The 19,248-nt window shown below is 63.2% G+C and carries 10 protein-coding genes; 8 read left to right on the plus strand and 2 right to left on the minus strand.

Going from position 1 to position 19,248, the window contains the following annotated elements; genetic code table 11:
• The first annotated feature begins 12 nt into the window (after nucleotides 1–12).
• On the plus strand, nucleotides 13–972 hold the full coding sequence (locus AC0L2M_RS00270; protein ID WP_473533723.1) for a LysR family transcriptional regulator: 960 nt from the start codon (nucleotides 13–15) through the stop codon (nucleotides 970–972).
• On the opposite strand, the gene AC0L2M_RS00275 is transcribed toward AC0L2M_RS00270, so the two are convergent.
• The gene (locus AC0L2M_RS00275; protein ID WP_473533724.1) at nucleotides 948–11,870 is read right to left on the minus strand and encodes a LysM peptidoglycan-binding domain-containing protein; all 10,923 of its coding nucleotides are present in this window, start codon (nucleotides 11,868–11,870) and stop codon (nucleotides 948–950) included. The genes AC0L2M_RS00270 and AC0L2M_RS00275 overlap by 25 nt on opposite strands.
• 89 nt (nucleotides 11,871–11,959) lie before the next feature.
• Nucleotides 11,960–12,820, minus strand: coding sequence for a MurR/RpiR family transcriptional regulator (locus AC0L2M_RS00280; protein WP_128167793.1), 861 nt, complete (start codon nucleotides 12,818–12,820; stop codon nucleotides 11,960–11,962).
• A 214-nt stretch (nucleotides 12,821–13,034) separates the two neighbouring features.
• Here AC0L2M_RS00280 and AC0L2M_RS00285 point away from each other — a divergent pair, with 214 nt between their 5' ends.
• The 7 genes from AC0L2M_RS00285 (at nucleotide 13,035) to AC0L2M_RS00315 (ending at nucleotide 19,118) form a co-directional block, all read left to right on the plus strand.
• Nucleotides 13,035–13,214 (plus strand): hypothetical protein, encoded by a 180-nt coding sequence (locus AC0L2M_RS00285; protein ID WP_023799517.1) that lies wholly within the window; start codon nucleotides 13,035–13,037, stop codon nucleotides 13,212–13,214.
• 119 nt (nucleotides 13,215–13,333) lie between these two features.
• On the plus strand, nucleotides 13,334–14,323 hold the full coding sequence (locus AC0L2M_RS00290) for a SctD/MshK family protein (protein ID WP_473533725.1): 990 nt from the start codon (nucleotides 13,334–13,336) through the stop codon (nucleotides 14,321–14,323).
• A gap of 38 nt (nucleotides 14,324–14,361) precedes the next feature.
• Nucleotides 14,362–14,760 carry a hypothetical protein gene (locus AC0L2M_RS00295; protein ID WP_128180306.1) on the plus strand — a complete coding sequence of 133 codons (399 nt, stop codon included), beginning with the start codon at nucleotides 14,362–14,364 and terminating at the stop codon, nucleotides 14,758–14,760.
• 17 nt (nucleotides 14,761–14,777) lie between these two features.
• Entirely contained in the window at nucleotides 14,778–15,089 is a 312-nt protein-coding gene (locus AC0L2M_RS00300) for a tetratricopeptide repeat protein (RefSeq protein WP_023799520.1), read from the plus strand.
• Entirely contained in the window at nucleotides 15,086–17,248 is a 2,163-nt protein-coding gene (gene sctV / locus AC0L2M_RS00305) for a type III secretion system export apparatus subunit SctV (protein WP_287237141.1), read from the plus strand. Before AC0L2M_RS00300 ends, sctV begins: the two co-directional genes overlap by 4 nt.
• A 57-nt stretch (nucleotides 17,249–17,305) precedes the next feature.
• Complete coding sequence (locus tag AC0L2M_RS00310) at nucleotides 17,306–18,655, plus strand: type II and III secretion system protein family protein (protein ID WP_051505627.1); 1,350 nt, start codon at nucleotides 17,306–17,308, stop codon at nucleotides 18,653–18,655.
• A 13-nt stretch (nucleotides 18,656–18,668) separates the two neighbouring features.
• A complete protein-coding gene (locus tag AC0L2M_RS00315) occupies nucleotides 18,669–19,118 on the plus strand; it encodes a hypothetical protein (protein ID WP_473533726.1) in 450 nt (149 codons plus the stop codon).
• Nucleotides 19,119–19,248: the final 130 nt, after the last annotated feature.

Raw genomic sequence — 19,248 nt, forward strand, 5'->3', positions numbered from 1 at the left:
TGATCCCCAGTCGTGATACCTTTCAATATCAAGCAGCTCGAAACCTTTCTCCTGGTGGCGACGTTCGGAAGCTTTCGCAGGGCGGCTGAACGCCTGAACACCACGCAGCCGGCGGTGTCCACCCGAATTGCTGGGCTGGAGGAAGCGCTTGGCGCCAAGCTGTTCGAGCGACAGAGCAGCACGGTCAGGCTGACCGCCGAGGGACAACGGCTGCTGCCGCCTGCCCAACGGGTTCTGCGTGTCGCAGAGCGGCTGCAACTGATGGCCAGCTCTCTTTCAGGGACTTCAGGGACGACGAGGGTGCTGAGGCTTGGGGTCGCCGAAACGATCGTGCACACCTGGCTGCCGGATTTCCTCACGGCACTGAAGGCAAACTTTCCGCTTGTCGATACCGATATCGTCGTCGATGCGACGACGACCCTTCGCAACGAGCTCATGTCACACCGGCTCGATCTTGCGGTGCTGATGGGCCCTGTCCTGGAGTACAGCATCGAGAATATCGAGATGCCGTCCTTTCCGCTTGTCTGGGTCTGCTCGCCGCAATTGGAATTGCCCAACCGGCGCAAGGTGACGCTGAACGACCTGATGCAGTTTCCGATCATCAGCTACGCCCGCACCACGCGACCCTACAGCGAACTCTACCGCAAGCTCACCGGCGAATTCGAAGAGACGCCGCGCATCTTTCCGGCCAATTCGCTGGCCGCTTCCATCACGATGACACTCAACGGAATCGGCATAGCCTCGCTGCCCGAGGGCGTCGTCCAGGACTATCTCGCAAGCGGAAAACTGCGCATCGTCGAATGCGAATGGCACCCCTCAGACCTGCAGTTTACCGCCTCCTACTCTTCCGAACCCTCCAATCCGATAGCGGAGCGGGCGGCAAAGCTGGCCGGCTGCGTCGCGCATGCCTATGCTGCGAGAACCGACAAGCTCAGGCCCGCGGTTTCTCAGCCCAGGGTGGCCGGCAGGTAGATGCGGTCGCCCGAGAAGATCACATCCGGGCTCATTATATGATCCATGTTGAGCACGACCGTCTCGGCCACGTCCGCGGAATGGGTCCTGGCGATCAGGCGAATGCTGTCGCCGTTCTTGACCTCGACCCACTGGTAGCCGTCTTGCTCCAGCGTTGGATTGGTGCGGCCCGCAGGATTGCTGCTGCCGTCGGCATGCGCCTCGACATGGTCGCCGGAAACCCAGCCGCTATGCATTTCGCCGTCCGGCCCGAAACCTTCGACCGGTATCCAGGCCTCCCCTGACTGATCAGTCGAAGGCCCGGCGGTCTGCTCGACGAAGGTTCCGGGTTGCAGAACCGTCACCACGGTCGAATCCGCGTCAGGTTGGGTCCGCAAGTTCAGGCCGTCATCGGCCAGCACGGTGAGCTGCGGGAAGTCCTGCGGCGGGGTTTGCGTCCCGGGATCAGGCTGCTCGGTGTTTTCGTCCGGCGGCGCACCATCGACGCCGGAAGGATCGTTACCCGGCGGGGTCTGTTCGTCCGGAGGCGCGCCATCGACGCCGGAAGAATCGTTGCCCGGCGCGGTCGGGTCGGTTGCCGGCGTCTTGCCGGTGTTGTTCCATGGCTGGTCGTCCAGCGTATCCCAGGCAAACAGCAGCATGCCGACGCCGAAGGTCACGCCAAGCGCGATGCGATCGGCGATCCCCCAGCGGGCGTCGGACTTTGCGCGGGCGTCGATCTGCTCTGGCGTCCTTGGCACGGCCCGGCGATTGAGCAGATCCGTGCGGGCGGCCGACACCCAGAACTCGGCGCTGCCGACGGTGAACAAGGCGCCCGCCGTCGCGGCCAGCGGCGAGTGCAGGTTCTGTGCCGTGTAGAGAACGGAACCAAACACATAAGCCGGACCGCCCAGATGCTCGGCCACGTTCCGCAACACCGGCCGTCCGGCGATCGACTGCAGCGCGGATTTCGTGCCGTAGATCACATTACCCAGCGAGAAGGAGCCGTTCAACCAGACATTGTCGCCGCGCAGCAGCCCGGCGGCCGAGCCTGGAGACGAGAAGATGAACGACGCCCCGCTCGCGGCATTGAGGGCGCGTCCCAGCGGCTTGTGATTTGCCGTGGCATTCGGAAACACCGATTGCGCGCTGAAGACGATGCCGCGCACGCCGAACGCTACGCCCGCAGCCGTCGCGGCCCAATGCGGTGGCAGGATCTGCCATACCGTGTAGGAGGAGCCGGCCATCGGACCGAAGGTGGCGACCAACTGCGCGTTCTCGTTGAGGCGGGCATGGCTCAGCGCCTGATCAACAGCCGCAGTTTGATGCGGCGTCATGGCCTTCTTGTGGGTTGCCCGATAGGTGGTCATCTGCAGCACCGAAAGCGCATTTGTTTGCTCGGTCGACATCCAGGCAAACTGCTTGGGCGTGAACTTGCGCAACTGGCCGGGGCTCAATTCGCCAAGCTGCTCCGGCGTCAGCGCCGCTACCTGTTGTTTCGTCGGCGCCTCGATCTGATGAATGGTCAGAGCGCCAAGCTGCTCCCGCGTCAGCGCTGCGATGTGGCCTGGCGACAGCTTTGCCATTGTCGCGGGATCGTGCGCCGCGACGAGAGCTGGGTCCAGCGCCGCAATCTGGGTGGTGTTGAGATGGCTGAATTGGGCAGGCCTCATGGCGGCGACCTGTTCCGGCGTAAGGGCGTTGCGCTGCTCGTCACTGAGCTTGGCGATCTGGTCGGGGGTCAGCTTTCGCACCTGCTCGGTGGTCAGTGCGGCGAGCTGCTCTTGTGAGAAGGCTGCGACCTGATCCGGCCGCAAGCCGGTGATCCGGCCAGGGGCGACGGCCTGCAATCTGCTTGGCCTGATCGCCTGGAGCTGTTCGCCACCCAGCGCCCGCAACTGCGTCGGCCGAAGTGCGGCAAGTTGATCGAACGTCAGCTGCCCGACCTGCTCGGGGCTGAGTGCAGCAACCTGTTCAGGCGCCAGCTTGGCGATGTGCTCCGGCTTGATGGCGTGCAATTGTGTGCCGGTGAGTTCAGAAATCTGATCGGCTGCAAGCGCTCTGACTTCCGGCCCGGTCGGCGCCCGCACGGGTCCGGCAAATCCCGGCTCCGCTGCGGAACTCACCGGAAGCTCAAGGCTGACGATCCTTCCGCTGGCTGAGTCAAAGACCACCCTGCCCCGGTCAGGCGCCGGCGGCCATGTCGCGGCTGTCGGCGTTTCGGCGGCACTATTCACCGCCTGCGGCGTTTCGCCAGCCACGGTTGGGGCTTCGTTGCCGACCACCTCGGCTACCGGCGGAGGTGCTTCGGCCTGGTTGACGACCACCTCGGCCACCGGCGGCGGCGGTGCTTCGGCCTGCGCTGGGGCATCCCAGAACTCGTCGGCCGGCCGCAAGATCACCTGCGGGCGTTTCTGCGTCGATGCGCCGGGCGCGACGGCGTCCTCATTGCGCGTGAACTCACCGACGAAATTGCCGTCCGGATCCATCATCCGCCAGCCATGGACCTCGCTCCATGGGATGCTGCCGTCAATTGCAGTCTCGTCGACGCGGGCCATCCTGTCGCCGACGGGCCGGCCCATCGCCTCGAACTCGGTCGGGACGTGCAGGCGCGGCCTGCTCGGATTGAGCGTATAGAGATAGGTATAGCCTTGCTGCCGCGCGGCCCGTGACTCTTCCGCGACGAAGGTCTTGGCACCCGAGACCGACTGGCTGGTGCCGACGAAACGGCCATGGGTATTGCCCAGCACATAGTTGCTCAGGACGATGCGTTGCGGGTTGTCCACCCAGATTCCGGTCGGCGGCGGCGGCGAGAAGCCGCCCGCATCCCTGATCTCGTTCGGCGTGCGTGTATCAGCGCGGAAAACATAGGGGCCGACATTGCCGCGCAAGGGCCTCGCGGGGTCGCCGGCGCCTTCGACGCGCGGATTGCCGTCCTCGGGACGCCCAAGGCTGCCCGGGACATGGTCATCGGAAGCGCCGCGCGTCCATGGCAGGACATTGGGCTCTCCGGTTTCGGGATCCCGGACCAGGATATGCGATTTATGCATCAACTCCGGTTCGTCGCCGCGCGCACTCGGACCATCCGCAGGCGGCACATACACCTGTTCCGGGCCGTTGGGCGGCGTGCCCAGCACTGCCGCGACGATCACCTCGCCGTTTTCGCCCTGAAGCCGCACGGTCGGGCCCGATGCGATCTCGGTTGATGCCGGTTGGGGTTGCGGCGTGCCGGCGGCTGGACTTTTTTGTCCGAAAATGTTGCCGATAATCGCCGCATCGTCGAGCGCCCGCTGCAATTGCGCGGAAGGCGGCGCATCGATGAAAACCCAGCGAGGCTGGTAGCCCGGATTCGCGTTGCGCAGCGCCACATCCTTGTTGATCTGCTCCTGCAGCGTTGGCGTCAGCGGCACCTCGCGCGTCTGGGCGTCACCGTCGATGGTCGTCCAGCGATTGTAGGTCTTGACCTCGATTGCCTCAATGTTGTCCTGGCTCTTGAACACCGGCGCATCCACGTAGCGTCCCCCTTCACCGAAGACCGGGTGAACCCCTGTGGGATCGGCGGCGACCGGGAAATAGACCTGGCCGTCCGAACCGTTGAGTTCGCGCGTGTAGATCTCGCCGGCTTTCCACTTTTCAGGCTGCTGCATGTTGCGGACCTGCTGAAGCGAGTGGGTCGTTGGCGGGGCAGCCTCGATCGCCTTCCTGGCTGGCGTTGCCTGCGGCGGCACGGCATCTCCCTCCGGCCGTCCCGGACTGCCCGGGACATGGTCCTGGGAAGCGCCGCGCGTCCATGGCAGGACATAGGGCTCTCCGGTTTCGGGATCCCGGAACAGGATATGCGATTTATGCATCAACTCCGGTTCGTCGCCGCGCGCGCTCGGACCATCGGCCGGCGGCACATAGACATTCTCCGCACTCGGCGGCAGCGGCCCGTAGCGGGTTGCCGTCACCGACTGCCCGTTCTCATCCCTTAGCTGCATCGGTCCGCTTCGGCGACTGCCGACCTGCGAGGAGAGGAACGTCAGCACCCCGTCGGCAACCTTCTGGCGCATGAAGCCGCCATCGACGATCGACGGGCCGAATTCCGTCCGGAATTGCTCGATCGCCGTGCGCTGGTCGGGTCTTGCCGTCGTTCCCAGCTCGGAGAGGAACTGATCCAGGGAGGCCTTTGCACCCTTCGGAATGCCAGTCGCGGCGCCGTCGCGCGAGGTTTCCACGGCGCGAGCAAGCCAGGCCGGGACCGTCAGCGTTTCATTCTGGCCATCGGCTCGATCGAAGGCCAGCGTCGCGGTTTCATTCTTGGCGATTGAAGTAGCGACCTTGGCTGCGTTGGACTTGTACTGGATTCTCACCTCGGCGCTGAAAGCCACCGCCCCGGCAGGCAAAGGCGGCGTCGACAGTGAAAGCGTGTAGCGTGTCGCCGGCGTGCCATCAGCGCCATACAGGTTCCGATAGATGTTGCCGGCGCTCGGCATGTAACGGGACTGCGGCGTTCCCTCGGGAGTGAAACGCGCTGGAAGCCATGACTGCACCGTCGATTTCACCTTGTAGGCCGCCGACGTTGCCATCCGGTCGGGGTTGAGGCCGAGCACGCCGGGAAGTCGGTTGCGATCGTTGAAGATGACGTCGATCAGCATTGCCTCGGGGTTTGCAACGCTCGCCTTCTCACCGGTCAGCAGAACGATGTCGGCCGTCGGCGCCTTGCCCGCCACGGCCGAAAGCCGCAACCCGCTTAGCGTCGGTTCATCGACAAAGGAAACTGTGTTCGACGGATCGATCTGACCAGACTTGACGAGGTCACGGATTGAGGCGATGCCATCGCCTTGTCCGATCGCCGCGATGAGCTCTGACGCCTTGGCCGGATCCTTGACCGCGAATTGGATCTTCAGGTTTGTCGAGCCGAGAGCGGACTGGATCTGGTCGTAGGTCTGCCTCGACACGATGTCTCCCGGCTGGAGCGTGTCCTTGACAGGCAGTTCCGGGCGCTTCTCGAAGCCGAGGCGTGGCATCTGGTCGACTGCCCCGACATGGTTGGCCACGATCGGCAGCCGCAGCCCGGCCTTGAATTCAGTCATGACGCGGTCGAACGGAAGCGCCCCCTCCAGCTCGACGTGGCCGGTGTTGTTTTCCGCCGGCACGCCAAAGAAATCGTGCTGGCCAGCAACGAGCGTGGCGTCCTTAGCCTCGAGCGAAGGCGTATAGGTCATTTCGATCACAGTGCCTTCGCCATCCGGCGTCATCCCGACGATGGCGGCATCCAGCGGCCTGACGTTGTAGCCGGTCGCATCGCTGAATATCGCCTTGCTTGCAGCTGCCGAAAGATCGCTGCCGCGAACCGGCAAAGCCGTCTGGTTGGACACCGGCCAGACGCCGGCCTGAAGGCCGGTGATGTTCCTGTATTCCCGCGCCCGGTAGGAGACGACGCCGTGAGTGTAGAGCGCATCCTTGAACGGCGTCATGCTGCGCTGGCTGATGCTGTCGACGACCGACCACCCGATCATGCCGAAATCGGTCTTGGTTCCAATACCGACACCTGCGGCCGCCACCGTCGGCGAGCCGATGTCGAAGTACTCACCGGTATTCAAGCGCGTCCGGATCGTGACGCCGATGCGGAAGTCGGGCAGTATGTCGCGCAGCGGTGTGCGTGGTATCTGCACGCCATCCGGGCCGTAGCGCTCGGCCAACTCGCGGCTCGAATAGTAGCTCTTTTCTGCCTCGTACCTGGCCAGCAACTGTTCGCTGGTCAGCCCGTCGAGATAGGCGGATGGTGTCTTGGGGTCCTTGCCGCTGCTGTAGGCATAGCCGCTGGTATCCGGCTCCGGCATGCCGGTGAAGCTGCGCGTCTGCGGATCCCAGACGAGGCGCATCGGACCATCCGTTGCCGTCGGCTCCTTCGGCACGATGATGGGATCGCTATCCGCCGGCCGGGTGGCGTTCTGCTCACGCGCTTCATGGGCGCCTCGATCGGTGGCATTCTCGGGATCGCCGCGCTCGCCCGGGGCGCTCGGCCCTTCATCGTGGACGTTCATCACCGTTCCTTCGATCACCGGGTGATGGGCATCGTGGAAAGCTATCTTGTCCGTGGGCCGGTAAACCCCGTCGGGACCCTGCTCGTGGATCACCATCGGCCGGCCACTGTCTCCGGCGGCGATCGCGAGCCGCCCCGTCGTGTTGCCCGGCGGCGGGACTACGCCATCCGGCACGGGGCCGTCGGCACCCTGCTGTGGGTTCTGGCCGTGAGTGCCGGTGCCTGTCTGTCCGGATCCCGGCCGGACCGATAGCCCCCTGATGCCCATGCCGGTGCCGAATGCGCCTGCGCCGAAATTGATCATGGCACTGGCGAGCTGAAGCCCGTTCATGTCGCCGCCATTGACGACCATGTCGTAACCGGAAACGCCGACCAGCGGCACAGCGGCGGCCACTGTTGTTGCGTCGATACCGTAGGCAATGCGGTTGGAGGTGGCTCCCGACCGCATGTATCGGGCGATGTGGTTGGCATAGTCGTTGGTCGTCCTGGTCCCTCCAATGCTCGCCATGAAGGCGGTTCCGCGCGGAACGCCTGCCCGGACAAGCCCGCCCAGGCGCATGGCGCTCGAGCCTAGCGGCAAGACGGTCGTTGCAATGCTCACGACGTTCATGATCGACTGCGTGTCGGTCCACTCGCCGCCGCGGCTGATATGTTCATGCTGGTTGAAGACCGCGCGCGTGCCGAGGTAGGCGGCGCCCGCCAGGGCAATCGGCGCTGCGATCGGCGCGGCCGGCGTGAAGGACAGGATGGTCGCGACGCCGGTCCCGATACCCACGATCGGATCGATCGTGGATTCCCAAGCCGAGAGTACGCGGGCCTGCTGGGCGTCGATCTCGATCCGGCCGTCCTCGCCCGGCGTCATGTCCAGGTTCTTGGCGTAGACAATCCGCCCGTCGTCGCTGAACTGCTCGTTGTTGTGGCGGAAGTCCTCTATATCCGCGTAGCGCTTGCCCGTTATATCTACATAACCGATCTCGCCCTCGTCATTGCGAACGCCGAACAGCATCGTTTGGCTGGTGCCGTTCTCGTCGACATAAAATATTGGAATCGCGGAGACCTCGGGCGCGTCACCACCAAACTCGCGAATCCCCTCCGCGACGGATTCGAGGATATCGGCGTGATCCTCGTTTTCGGCGTCAAGGCCCAGCGAGTCCTGAATGGTCTGTTCAAGCGCATCACCTTCCCGGGTGTGGAAGGAGCCGTCGAAGCCGTTTTGGTGGTAGCTCTGGAACTGGGACTGGAAATCGGCATCCAGCACGTCTTGCTTGTCGTTTTCCAGGCGCTCGTCCAGCACGGTCTTCGGCATGTAATAGTTGTACGTATTCTCGGCGATATCGCGCTGACCTGCCGCGATTCCGTTCATCTGGTCGCGGAACACCTCCAAATTTCCGATTTCGGTGTTGACCGCGGCCAGGTCGAGCGTGCTCAACGCTAGTTCCGGCGTGACCCAGCGGCTCTCGGGATTGTACTCATCGTCATCCGGCGTCACGTCTATCTGCACCTGGATCGGCGTCCCGCTCTCGATGACCGCATCCAGATTGCCGGCTTCCAGCTGTTCCTTGACTTCCGGCGAGACCATAATGGTCTGGCCCTGCCATTCGACGCTCACGGGTTCGACGCCGTCCGGAAAGGCGCCGTCAGGCAATTCGGTCGTGCCTGGCCCATACTCGGCGAGATCGCTCTCGAACTGGCTCCGGACTGCGGAGAGGCCTTCGTTCAACGTCCCGAGTGCGGTTTCCGCATTCGATGCCATGAGCTCGTTCAGATCTGCAGCGGCGTTTTCGCGCGCCGCAATGAACGTCTCGCCATGCGTGTGGATCTCATACTCTTCGGGAATGCCTTCCGGATGCTCGTTCCAGGCGGTGTTCAGCGATTTACCTTCAGGGACGCCGGTCGCGACATGTTCGTTCCAGGCTTCGTTCAGCGACTCATCGACCCACGACCCCGGCGGATTGCGCGACACTTCTGGATTAAGATCTTGATCAAACACGCTCAGCCTGATCGACTGGCCGTGCCGAGAGTGGTGCGACATCGGGCGGTCGATGTCGTACTCCTCGACATAGTGTCCACGATCGTAATACACATCGATCATCGCCTGACCGTCGGCGGTCACATAGGCTCGCGCATACATGTCGTCGCCGCCGCTGGAATTGTCCTCCAGCCATTCGTCGAACATCTCGCGCATCATTCGAGCCGACTCGGCTTCAAAGCCGCGCAGGTCGCTCTCGGCGCGCAAATAGTCCGCGTAGGTCTGCCCCAGCTCGACGCGATTCTGCGCCAAGTCGCGCAGCCCCAGCAGATTCTGATGATCGGGCGATTGGGTATCGACACCGGCCTGTTCGTTACGGGTGATTGCAAGATCGATCGAACCCAGGTCACCTTCCGCGATCAGGCGGTTGTACTCGCCGAACAAGGCCTCGACCTCGGCGTGTTCGGCGCGGGAGCCGGCATATTCCTCCTGCTGGTAGACGTCGGTGTGGATGTTTGAATCCTCCGCCGTGGCCTCGGGCGCGTTGGGATCCGGAGCGGCCACCAGAGGATCGAGTTCGCGATTTGCTTCTATGGCCGCGTCGAGCGCCGAACTCGCTTCCTCGAAGGTGCTCCTCACTTCGGTGGCATCGTCGAGCACGGTCTGGGCCGCGGTCAGCGCCTCCCGGGCTTCCTCGATCGTGGCTTTGGGTTTCTCGAAATCGATAGCGTAGCCGTGCGGGTTCAGGACCCCGTTCAACGCATCCTCGGCTGCATCCTGAGCGCCGGCACGGTCCGAGTCTAGCGCATAAACGTCGCTCTGCGCATTGGATGCATCGATGACCGCGGAAAGTTCGCTGATCGTCGCCAGCGTCTCCGAATCCGCCATCAGGGCTTGCGCCGCATCCGGATGGACCCAGCGCACCGCGCCCTGCCAGTCCATAGGCACCCAGTCGGCACCAGCCTCTTCGGGACGCTCGCCATAAAGGTCGAGCACCTCGCCGTCCTGATCCATCACCGGTTCGGCCGGGATCCCTGGGCCGTGTTCCTCGACCACCTCGCGGGCTGCGGCCGACACCTCTCCCAGTCCTTCGACGGCCTCGAGATCCAGGCCTGCTCCTTCCTGCTGGATGGCCTCGCTGGCGAAGATGCCGTCAAGGGTGTTGAGGACGGTCTCGGCCTCGCGGGCCTCCTGGGGGTCGCTGCTGTTTGGATTGACATCCGTCAAGAGCTCGGCCAGATCCGCTTCCAGGCTGCCGGCTTCAACCTCTATCTCGTAGCCATGCTCTTGATTGGCAACCGTGACGGTGCCGTCCGGATTCTCGGTCACCGTGTAGCCGTTGAACGTCACCTCGACGGTCGTCCTGGTGGCGCCGTCGATCACCACCGTCTCGCCTGGATGAATAAGGTCGGGGTCGCGCGGCGTGGTGAACAGTTCCGGATTGCTTGCGGCGAGATCGTCCAGCGTCACGCCGTTGGCCTCGGCGATGTCGCTCAGATTGTCGCCCGGCTTGACCTCGTAGTCGATCGGATCGCCGTCGTTCAGCTTCTCGACGATGGTCTCGGTGCGTCGGCCATCCTTGTCGACGACAATCGTCGTCTCGGTGTTGTTGACGGGGTCGATGATGGTCGTGGTCTGCTCGCCGGTCTCGGTGTTGCGCTCGGTCTGCGTGGTCACGCCGTTGCCGTCGACCGTGCTGGTCGTCTCGGTGCTTCCCTCGGTGATCGTCGACGAGCGCGAACCATGCTGATAGTCGTTGTTGTAGGTCGCGGTCCTGCCGGTATTCGGATCCGTGACGACGATCTGCAGGGTTTCGCCAGGGTCACCGCCCTGCGTCACCTCGAGGCCGGCGGCGTTCATTTCGGCGATCACCTGCTCCGGCGTGAGATTGCTCGCCTCGGCGATCTCGTCAATGCTTTTGCCGGCGGCAAGCTGTTCCTCGATCGCCGGCACGCCCGAGCCGTCCGCCGTCTGCGATTGCGCCAGGGTGGTCACCTCGCCGTCCGGAGCCGTAACCGTGGTTACCGGCAATGCGGGGCCGCCGGCGGGCGTCACCGTCTGCACGGTCGACCCATTCGGCAGGTTGCTGGTGACGGTGACGGCGCCGTCACCACTGGTTTCGGTGGTTGTGGTTTCACGGGTCTGGGGATTGGTCGTGCGTTCGGTGACCGCGCCGTTGCCGAGATCGTCCACCAGCGTGGTCGTGATCGCGCCGGTCTGCGCGTCGACGCTGGTGGTTTCCTTGCGGCCGAGATCGTCACGAATCGGCGATGACGTCGCCTGCATGTCGGGGCCGGTCTCCTGGGTGTAGTAGCCGCCGTGCTGATAATCCTGGTTTTCGGTGATCGTGCGGTCTCCGGCGGTGATCACCACCGTGCGGGTGTCGCCGTTGGCATGCTCGGTCGCTACCGCCGTCATGCCGCCGGCATTCAGAGCCGCCACCACATCCTCGGGAGCCACGCCCTGCTCGGCGGCGATGTTGTCGATGCTTTTGCCACCATCGATCGCCTTGAGGATGTCGTTTGCCTTGACTTCTGACGCCTTGACGTCCGGCGCGTTGACTTCCAGCGCCTTGACTTCCGGCGGAGCGACGTTGCCGCCGAGATCCTGCACGCTGAAAAGCGCCGGCGCGGCTGTGATGCCGCCATTGCCGGTGGGCACGGTGACCGCGGCAGGCAGCTCCGGGGGAGTCGGCTGCGGCGCCGGAGCAGCCGGCTGCGCCGTCGTCAGATCCGCATTGACCTGCGTCAGCCGCTGGCGGGCGCCCGCGGCCGCGTCGGCCTCGCCCATCTTGTTGGCGAGCCGGATTTCATTTTGCAATTTCGTAGCTTCCGCCTGCAGCCGCGTAATCTGCTCGGCATTGGCCTTTGGATCGACCCTGGGCGGCGGCGGCGGCTTGACGGTGTTAATCGGGCGGATCATCAAACAACCTCCGGAGCCGGTCCAGTCCTGGTTCAGGCAGTCTGCCTGCCGTCAACGCCCCCGCGCCCGACAGTGGAAGCCCCGGAAGCTTACCGGGGCGGCTTCCAATAAATGCCGAAAGCAGCGAGTTGCTCTTCCGACTGTCTTACTCGTTCGGCAGCATTCACTTCAGACTGCACAGCCGTCAGTGCCGCCAGAATCTCGACGGCGGCGAACGCCGGCGCCATGCTGCGAAAGAACGACTGCGAATTTGCCGTAACGATGATGGTCTCCCGCGCGATCCGGGCCAGCGGCGACACGCTGCTGTCGGTGATTGCCACCACGCCGACACCCTGCCTGGCCGACTGGCGCGCCACGTCGATCGTCGTTCGTTCATAAGGCGACATGCCCACAGCAAGGAGCACGTCGCCGCGTCCCGCGCCCTGCAAGGCATCCAGACCATGTCCGCCCATCTCGCCGACAAGCGTCACCTTGCGGTCGCCGCCAGCCAGAAACGACATGATGTGAACGAAGTGGCTGGCGACCGGATAACCGGAGCGCGCGCCGAGACCAAACAGATTACGTGATCGTGCAAGGAGGTCGGCGGCGGCGATGAATTGCGAGGCATTGCCGTACTCACCCAGACTTGAAACCTGCGCCGCGAGCGTGTCGGCGACAACCCCTGCAGTCGAATATCCGGGAACGCCACCCTGGTCGGCACCCCGTCGCGCCGGCTCACCGGCGCCTGTCTCACGCAGCGCGCGCGCATAAAGGCTGCGCATATCCTCATAGCCTTCAAGGCCAAGCCATCGCGCCAACCGCATCATCGTGCTGTGCGAAACGCCGGCCTGATGCGCCTGCTCGCGCATCGACATCAGTGCGACATCCTTAGGATGGTCCAGCACGAAACGCGCGGCGACCCGCAGCTGCGGCGGCATATTCTCGAACCGTTCGACCAACAGCTCCGCCAAAGGACCTTGTTCCATTCTGCCATACCCCATTGCCCCCGATGGCAGGTTACTCCTCCAATGGTGGCAATGCAACAGTTGGAACCGAACTGGTTCATATATTCCAAGTGGACTTTCATTTTCGATCGCGCTGCCTTAAGCTGCTTTCGCAACCTGCCGGATCGCGTCGACGTGATTCCGGAGATTGTAACTTGAATGGTCCCTCAAGGAGACAATGATGGCTACCCCTCCCATTACGTCCGGCGCTGCCGGGTCGCCGGAACAGAACCTGGACAAGATGATCAAGCATCAGGAGCGCATGTTTAGCCTCGAGATCACAAAAGAGATCGCGAAGTCCCAACATGACATGCTGATGAGCACCGCGAGGACGCTCGGCCAGTCGGCCGAAAAGGCCTAAGGCGGGATTCTCGAACCATGCGCCGCCGCAAGCACCCGGCGGCGCACGTCCACGGCACGAACGTTTCGATGCCGTTGCCAGGCTGCGTCTGAATTGTCATCAGCGGGAGATGAAGTGGCATGACCGCTCATTCTAACGGCAAAGATTGGGCTAACGGCAAAGATTGGGCTATCGGCCGCACCCCGGCATCGCGACATTCCGTTGCGCTCAGCGTAACGCATGGATTTCACGCGGGCGCCCAACTTAGTCTGGTCGAGCCTCTGTATACGGTCGGCTCCAGCACGGAGTCCGAAATAGTCCTCAGAGACGCCGGCATCGCGCCGGTCCACGCAAGATTGCGGCGCAAGGGCAGCCAGATTGAAATCGAAGCCGTCGGCGGCGATGTCACGCTCGCCACCGGCGAGATCATCCGCGAAGGCCAAGGCAGCCGCTGCAAGCTGCCGCTGTCGATAAGCCTCGGCGATGCCCATATCCGGCTGGTCAACCCGGAACGCCCGCCGAATCGCTGGTCTGTTTCCAATCGGCCCCTGCTGGTTGCAGGCAGCGTTCTCGTTGCTGTCTTCGCTGTTTCCGTCGCCGCCAATGGGTTCTCCTTCGCCGAGCCGGACATTGGCAAAAAGCCGTCCGCTCAAGTCGAAAAACCGATCACAGTGGCCTTCGCCGGCGAGGCCGGACAGAGTGTTCTGGACGATTCATCGCCGACACAAGTGCCCAGCGCCGCCGACGCGGAACGCCAGCTCAAGCTGCGCCTCGAGCAATCCGGCATCAGCACATTGACCGTTCAGCAATCACCTGGACGGCTCGTGGTCTCGGGCATGATCGCCAATGACAAGAATGCTGCCTGGACCGAAACGCAATCCTGGTTCGACCAGACGTTCGGCGCGCACATCGCCCTCGCCTCCAATATCATGATCGGCAACGCCGAGCAGGCTCCGCGCCTGAGGCTGCAGGCGATCTGGTATGGCGAGCGGCCCTATGTCATCGCCACCGACGGCGCACGCTATCATGAAGGCGCATTCACCAATGACGGCTGGACCATCAAGCGCATTGGCGAGACGGAACTTCTCCTGACGAAGGGCGGCGCCACGGTCGCGCTGAAATATCCGTGAACCGCCGGCTTGAAGGCCCGCGTTTCGATACGGCAAGGATGGACACAACCGGCCGCGACGTGCGGCAGGCGGAAGGCGTGCGCGGTCAGGCAATCAACCGTCGGCGGATGAATGGCGTCGACAAGGCCGCAAGCCGGGCCCAGGGAGCGACATCGGCCGCTGGCATGGAAAAGCCAGGAACCGCGGAATTCCAGTCCTCTCGGGGCACGAACAGCGAATCGCTCGACGAGGCGCTCATCAACTTCGTCATGCCTGGTATTCCCGAGCCAGCCATCCTGCGTCGCTCGGTAGCCATCCTCCAGCATTTTGTAACGCATCTGGTTCCCGGCCTTGAGGGTGGCGAGCAACTCAAGACGCTCGCCAGAACGCTGATGGAGGATGAAATCGAGCGTCATCGCGATCTGCTTGCCCGGATACAGGAAGGAATCGAAACCTGACTGATCCGCATGACACAGTGCATCTGCTGCATGTCCTGGGCTATCTCTACGGGTGTCACGGGCAGGCAAAGCGGGGCGCGGCATACCTGCTCATCGCGGCGCAGCTGTCACCGGGAAATGCCGGCGTTCTGCGCACGCTGGCGCATCTGCTCATACTCGATGGCGAAGCGGACAAGGCGCTTGCCACCATTGCCAGGCTGGAGACGTTGGAGGGGATGGACCACCCGACGCTGGCGTTGCTGAAGAGCCGCGCGTTGCTTGTGGCCGGCCGCAAGGCCGAGGCGCACAATGCCTTGCGGAGCTTCCTGTCGCATCGAGCCGCCGAATGACGGTATCGGAGCGCCTTCTGCACTTCCTTGCCAAGCTGTCACGCCGCAGCGATCTGGTCATTGCCATCCTGATGCTCGTTGCAGTGGTGATGATGCTCATTCCATTGCCGACCTTCCTCGTCGACATTCTCATCACCGCCAATATCGCCGTCAGCGTGCTTATCCTGCTGGCTTCGTTTTATGTTTCTCATCCGCTCCAGTTCTCGTCGCTGCCATCGGTCATCCTCATCGCCACCTTGTTCCGGCTGGCGATCACGATCACGACCACGCGACTGATCCTCCTCCAAGCCGACGCAGGCGAGATCGTTTCCGCCTTCGGTAGTTTCGTCGTCGGCGGCAGTATTGCCGTGGGCCTGGTGATCTTCCTGATCATCACCGTTGCGCAGTTCATCGTGGTTGCGCGGGGTGCGGAACGCGTTGCCGAAGTTGCGGCCCGTTTCACGCTCGATGCGCTGCCCGGCAAGCAGATGAGCATCGATGCGGAGTTGCGCAACGGAGACATCGATCAGGCGGAGGCACGCCGGCTGCGCCAGCAGCTTGAGCGTGAGAGCCAGCTGTTCGGCGCGATGGATGGCGCCATGAAATTCGTCAAAGGCGACGTCATCGCCGGCATTGTCATCATTCTGGTCAACCTGATCGGCGGTTTCGCGATCGGAACGCTGCAGCACGATATGTCGCTGGGCGACGCCGCCGTGACCTACTCACTGCTCACGGTGGGTGACGGGTTGATCGCGCAGATACCGGCACTGCTCGTCGCCGTGGCCGCCGGCACGATGGTGACACGCGTCGGCAGCTCGGACGGCACGAGCGACCTTGGCAAGCAAATAACCAGCCAGCTACTACGCGACCCCCGTGCGCTCGCACTCGCCGCGGTGATCATGGTCGGCCTTGCCGTGGTGCCGGGCTTTCCGCCACTTGTGTTCCTGATCCTTGGTGCCTGCTTCGGCGCCGGCGCCTACGCCATCAACCGCAGCACCGCGCGGGAAGCCGAATTTAGGGATATCGGCCAGGCCGCCATGGCCGAACAAGCTGGAAAACCCGCGTCGCTTTCATCAACGGCCGTCGGGACACTGGCTTCTTCATCCCGCATCGTCGTACGCTTCGGAACCGAACTCGGACGCTCGGTCCCGGAACCCGAATTCGCCACGCTCGCTGATGGCGTGCGCCGCGAGCTTTTCGGCGATCTCGGTGTCGACGTTCCGGCTATCGGCCTGCAGGTCGACGAGAAGCTTTCAGCGAGAAGCATGCGCATCGATCTGGAGGGCGCACCCATCCTGGATGCTGAAATCCCCGCCGACCGCGTTCTTGTCGAAGCGGACCCAACGCATCTCGATCTGCTCGATGTGACTTACGAAAAGGGTTCTCCGATTGCCGGCCAGCGCAAATTCATGTGGGTCGATGATCGCCACCTTTCGGCGTTGAAGGAAGCCGGCTTCGTCTTCTCCTCGCCGGCGCAAACAGCGGCCAGATGGACCGGAAATGCACTTCGGCTCTACGCCGGCCATTTCGTCGGGATCCAGGAGACCCGCAGGCTGCTGTCGAACATGGAGCCGGACTATGCGGATCTGGTCAGACAGGCGCAGGAGATCGTGCCGCTGCAGAAAATCGCCGAGGTGCTTCGGCGACTTGTCGGCGAAAACGTGCCGATCCGCAACCTGCGCCTGATCCTCGAAGCGCTGATCGAATGGGGTCAACGCGAACAGGACGTCGTTCTGCTTACGGAATATATCCGCACGTCCTTGAAACGCCAGATCAGCTTCCGCTTCGCTGGCCGTAACAACATCATCGCAGCCTATGTTCTGCAGCGCTCGGCCGAGGATATCCTGCGAAACGCGGTGCAAAGCACATCGACCGGCACGTTCCTGAACCTTTCTGATGACGATGCGCAGGCATTGATCGCCGAAATCGAACGAGCCTTGTCGCAGAACGCCACCGATGTCTCACCGGTCGTCCTCGCGGCGATGGATGTACGCCGTCATATGCGAAGCCTGCTCACGCACAATGCCATCGAGCTTCCGGTTCTGTCCTTCGGGGAAATCGCACAGGAATTCAACGTCCAGCCATTGGCCACGATATCCGGCCGCTCGGGCGTGGCACGCAACGTCTCTCGCTCGCTGCCATCGGCTGAGGCGAAAGCCGGACAGGAGGCAGCCTCATGATGCCAGCCGGGCGGATTGGGACAATTGGTGGAACTACATGCTCAAGAGGGGAACGGCATGACAATTCACGATACCGCAGCAGGCGTTCGATCCGCCACTTTCGCCGGGCGGATGCGCTGGCTCGCTATCGCGACGGTTGCCGTCTTGCTGGCGTTTTTGTTCACACATGCCGACGCTATGGCACAGGATGTGTCGCCATTGCCGAGCCGGCCAACGGTCGACCTGCCGGTCGGGCAAGGACGCCTGCTGCGCTTCAATGAACCCGTCGAATCCGTCCTGATCGCCGACACCACGATCGCGGACCTTCAGGTCGTGTCGCCGGGGATGGTCTATGTCTTCGGCCTAAAACCCGGCCTGACCAACCTCATTGCAATCACAGCCGATGAGCGGGTCGAGGCAACCGCCCAGTTCCGCGTCACCCCCGATGTCACGCCTGCCAACGAAGCGAAAGACGCAATGCAGCCGAACTCGGCGACAAATCTCTCGATTTTCGGGACCCGCATTGTTGCGACCGGCGAGGCAGGAGGCGTCGAGGAGGCAACGGATGTCGACAACATCGCCCGCACGTTCTCGCCGCCGGAACAACCGCCGCTGAACAACATGACCGTGCAGGGGTCGCAGCAGGTCAACATCCGGGTCCGTTTCGCCGAAGTCTCGCGCACTGAGCTGCAGTCTTACGGCGTCGACTGGTCTGTCGGGTACAGGAGCGGCGGCTTCGAATTCAACATGTTCCAGGACAATGGCGTGCCCTCCGGCACCGGCAATCTTGGTTTGAGCATGGACCAGGCGCAGGGCATCAACTTCGACATTCTCATCGAAGCGCTGCAACGCAACGGCGTCGTCAAGATACTGGCCGAACCGAACCTGACAGCGATGACTGGTCAGACCGCGAGCTTTCTTGCCGGCGGCGAAATTCCGGTTCCGATTCCGCAAGGAACGGACGTCGTTACCGTTCAATACAAGTCGTTCGGCGTTTCCCTCGGATTCACCCCTACACTGATCGGCCGCGATCGCATTGCGCTCCATGTTCAGCCGGAAGTCAGTTCCTTGTCGGAAGCAGGCTCGGTCAGCGCCAATGGCTTTGCCATGCCGAGTTTCGTTGTGCGCAGGGCTGACACCACGGTCGAAGTGGCGAGCGGCCAGACCTTTGCGATCGCGGGTCTTTTCCAGCAGCGGACCTCGCGTAATCTGGAAAAGTTTCCGGTCCTCGGCGATGTGCCGGTGCTTGGCCCGCTTTTTCAGTCACAGCGCTTCCAGCGCGAAGAGACCGAACTGGTGATCCTGATCACGCCCTATCTGGTCGAGCCGGTGCGCGACAGCCTCGCCACGCCGCTCGATCGTCCGGCAGCCAAGCGCCACAGGAAGCGGGCCAATGACGCATCGGCGATGGGCCTGATCATCAAGTAGCGGGGAACCGGACATGACATTTCGCATCGCATTGTGCTCTGTTCTTCCAGTGCTGCTTCTGGTCGGCTGCGCGAACGGCCGGCAACAGCCGCAGGAATATTCTCCCGGCTACAGCTATGTTTCGACCGACACCGGCGGCTCGCAGAAGGGCGTCGGCGGCTCCGTCCTTGCTCCCAATGCATGCCTGAACGAACCGGCCGATGACGACCGTTCTGCCGCTGCGACCAATCTGACGATCGTCACCGGCGTCGGCTCCCACCTGCCGTCCGGCTGCGCCAATGCCTACAATCTTCAGCGCATGGCCGAAAGCCAGCGGGACCTCGTCGAGGGCCGGCGCATGGGGGCGGCGGCAGCCGCGCCGACTGCAAATGCCGCCCGGCGTTACCTCAATGGCGAAGAGGCGCCGATCGGTGGAGCCAACAGCGGGCCGCCGACGCCGCAAACAACGCTCCCAGTCGAGTGAGCCGATGCGGCCTTGCAAAAGCGCGTCGCGTTTGCGCGACATGCATTAGTTTGTCCGGTTGTTTGCGCGTCGGGCTCGACCCTTTCCGGACCGATGCTCTAGAGCGGTTTATCGTTTCACGGAAACGCCG

It is taken from the genome of Mesorhizobium sp. WSM4806, assembly GCF_055811635.1.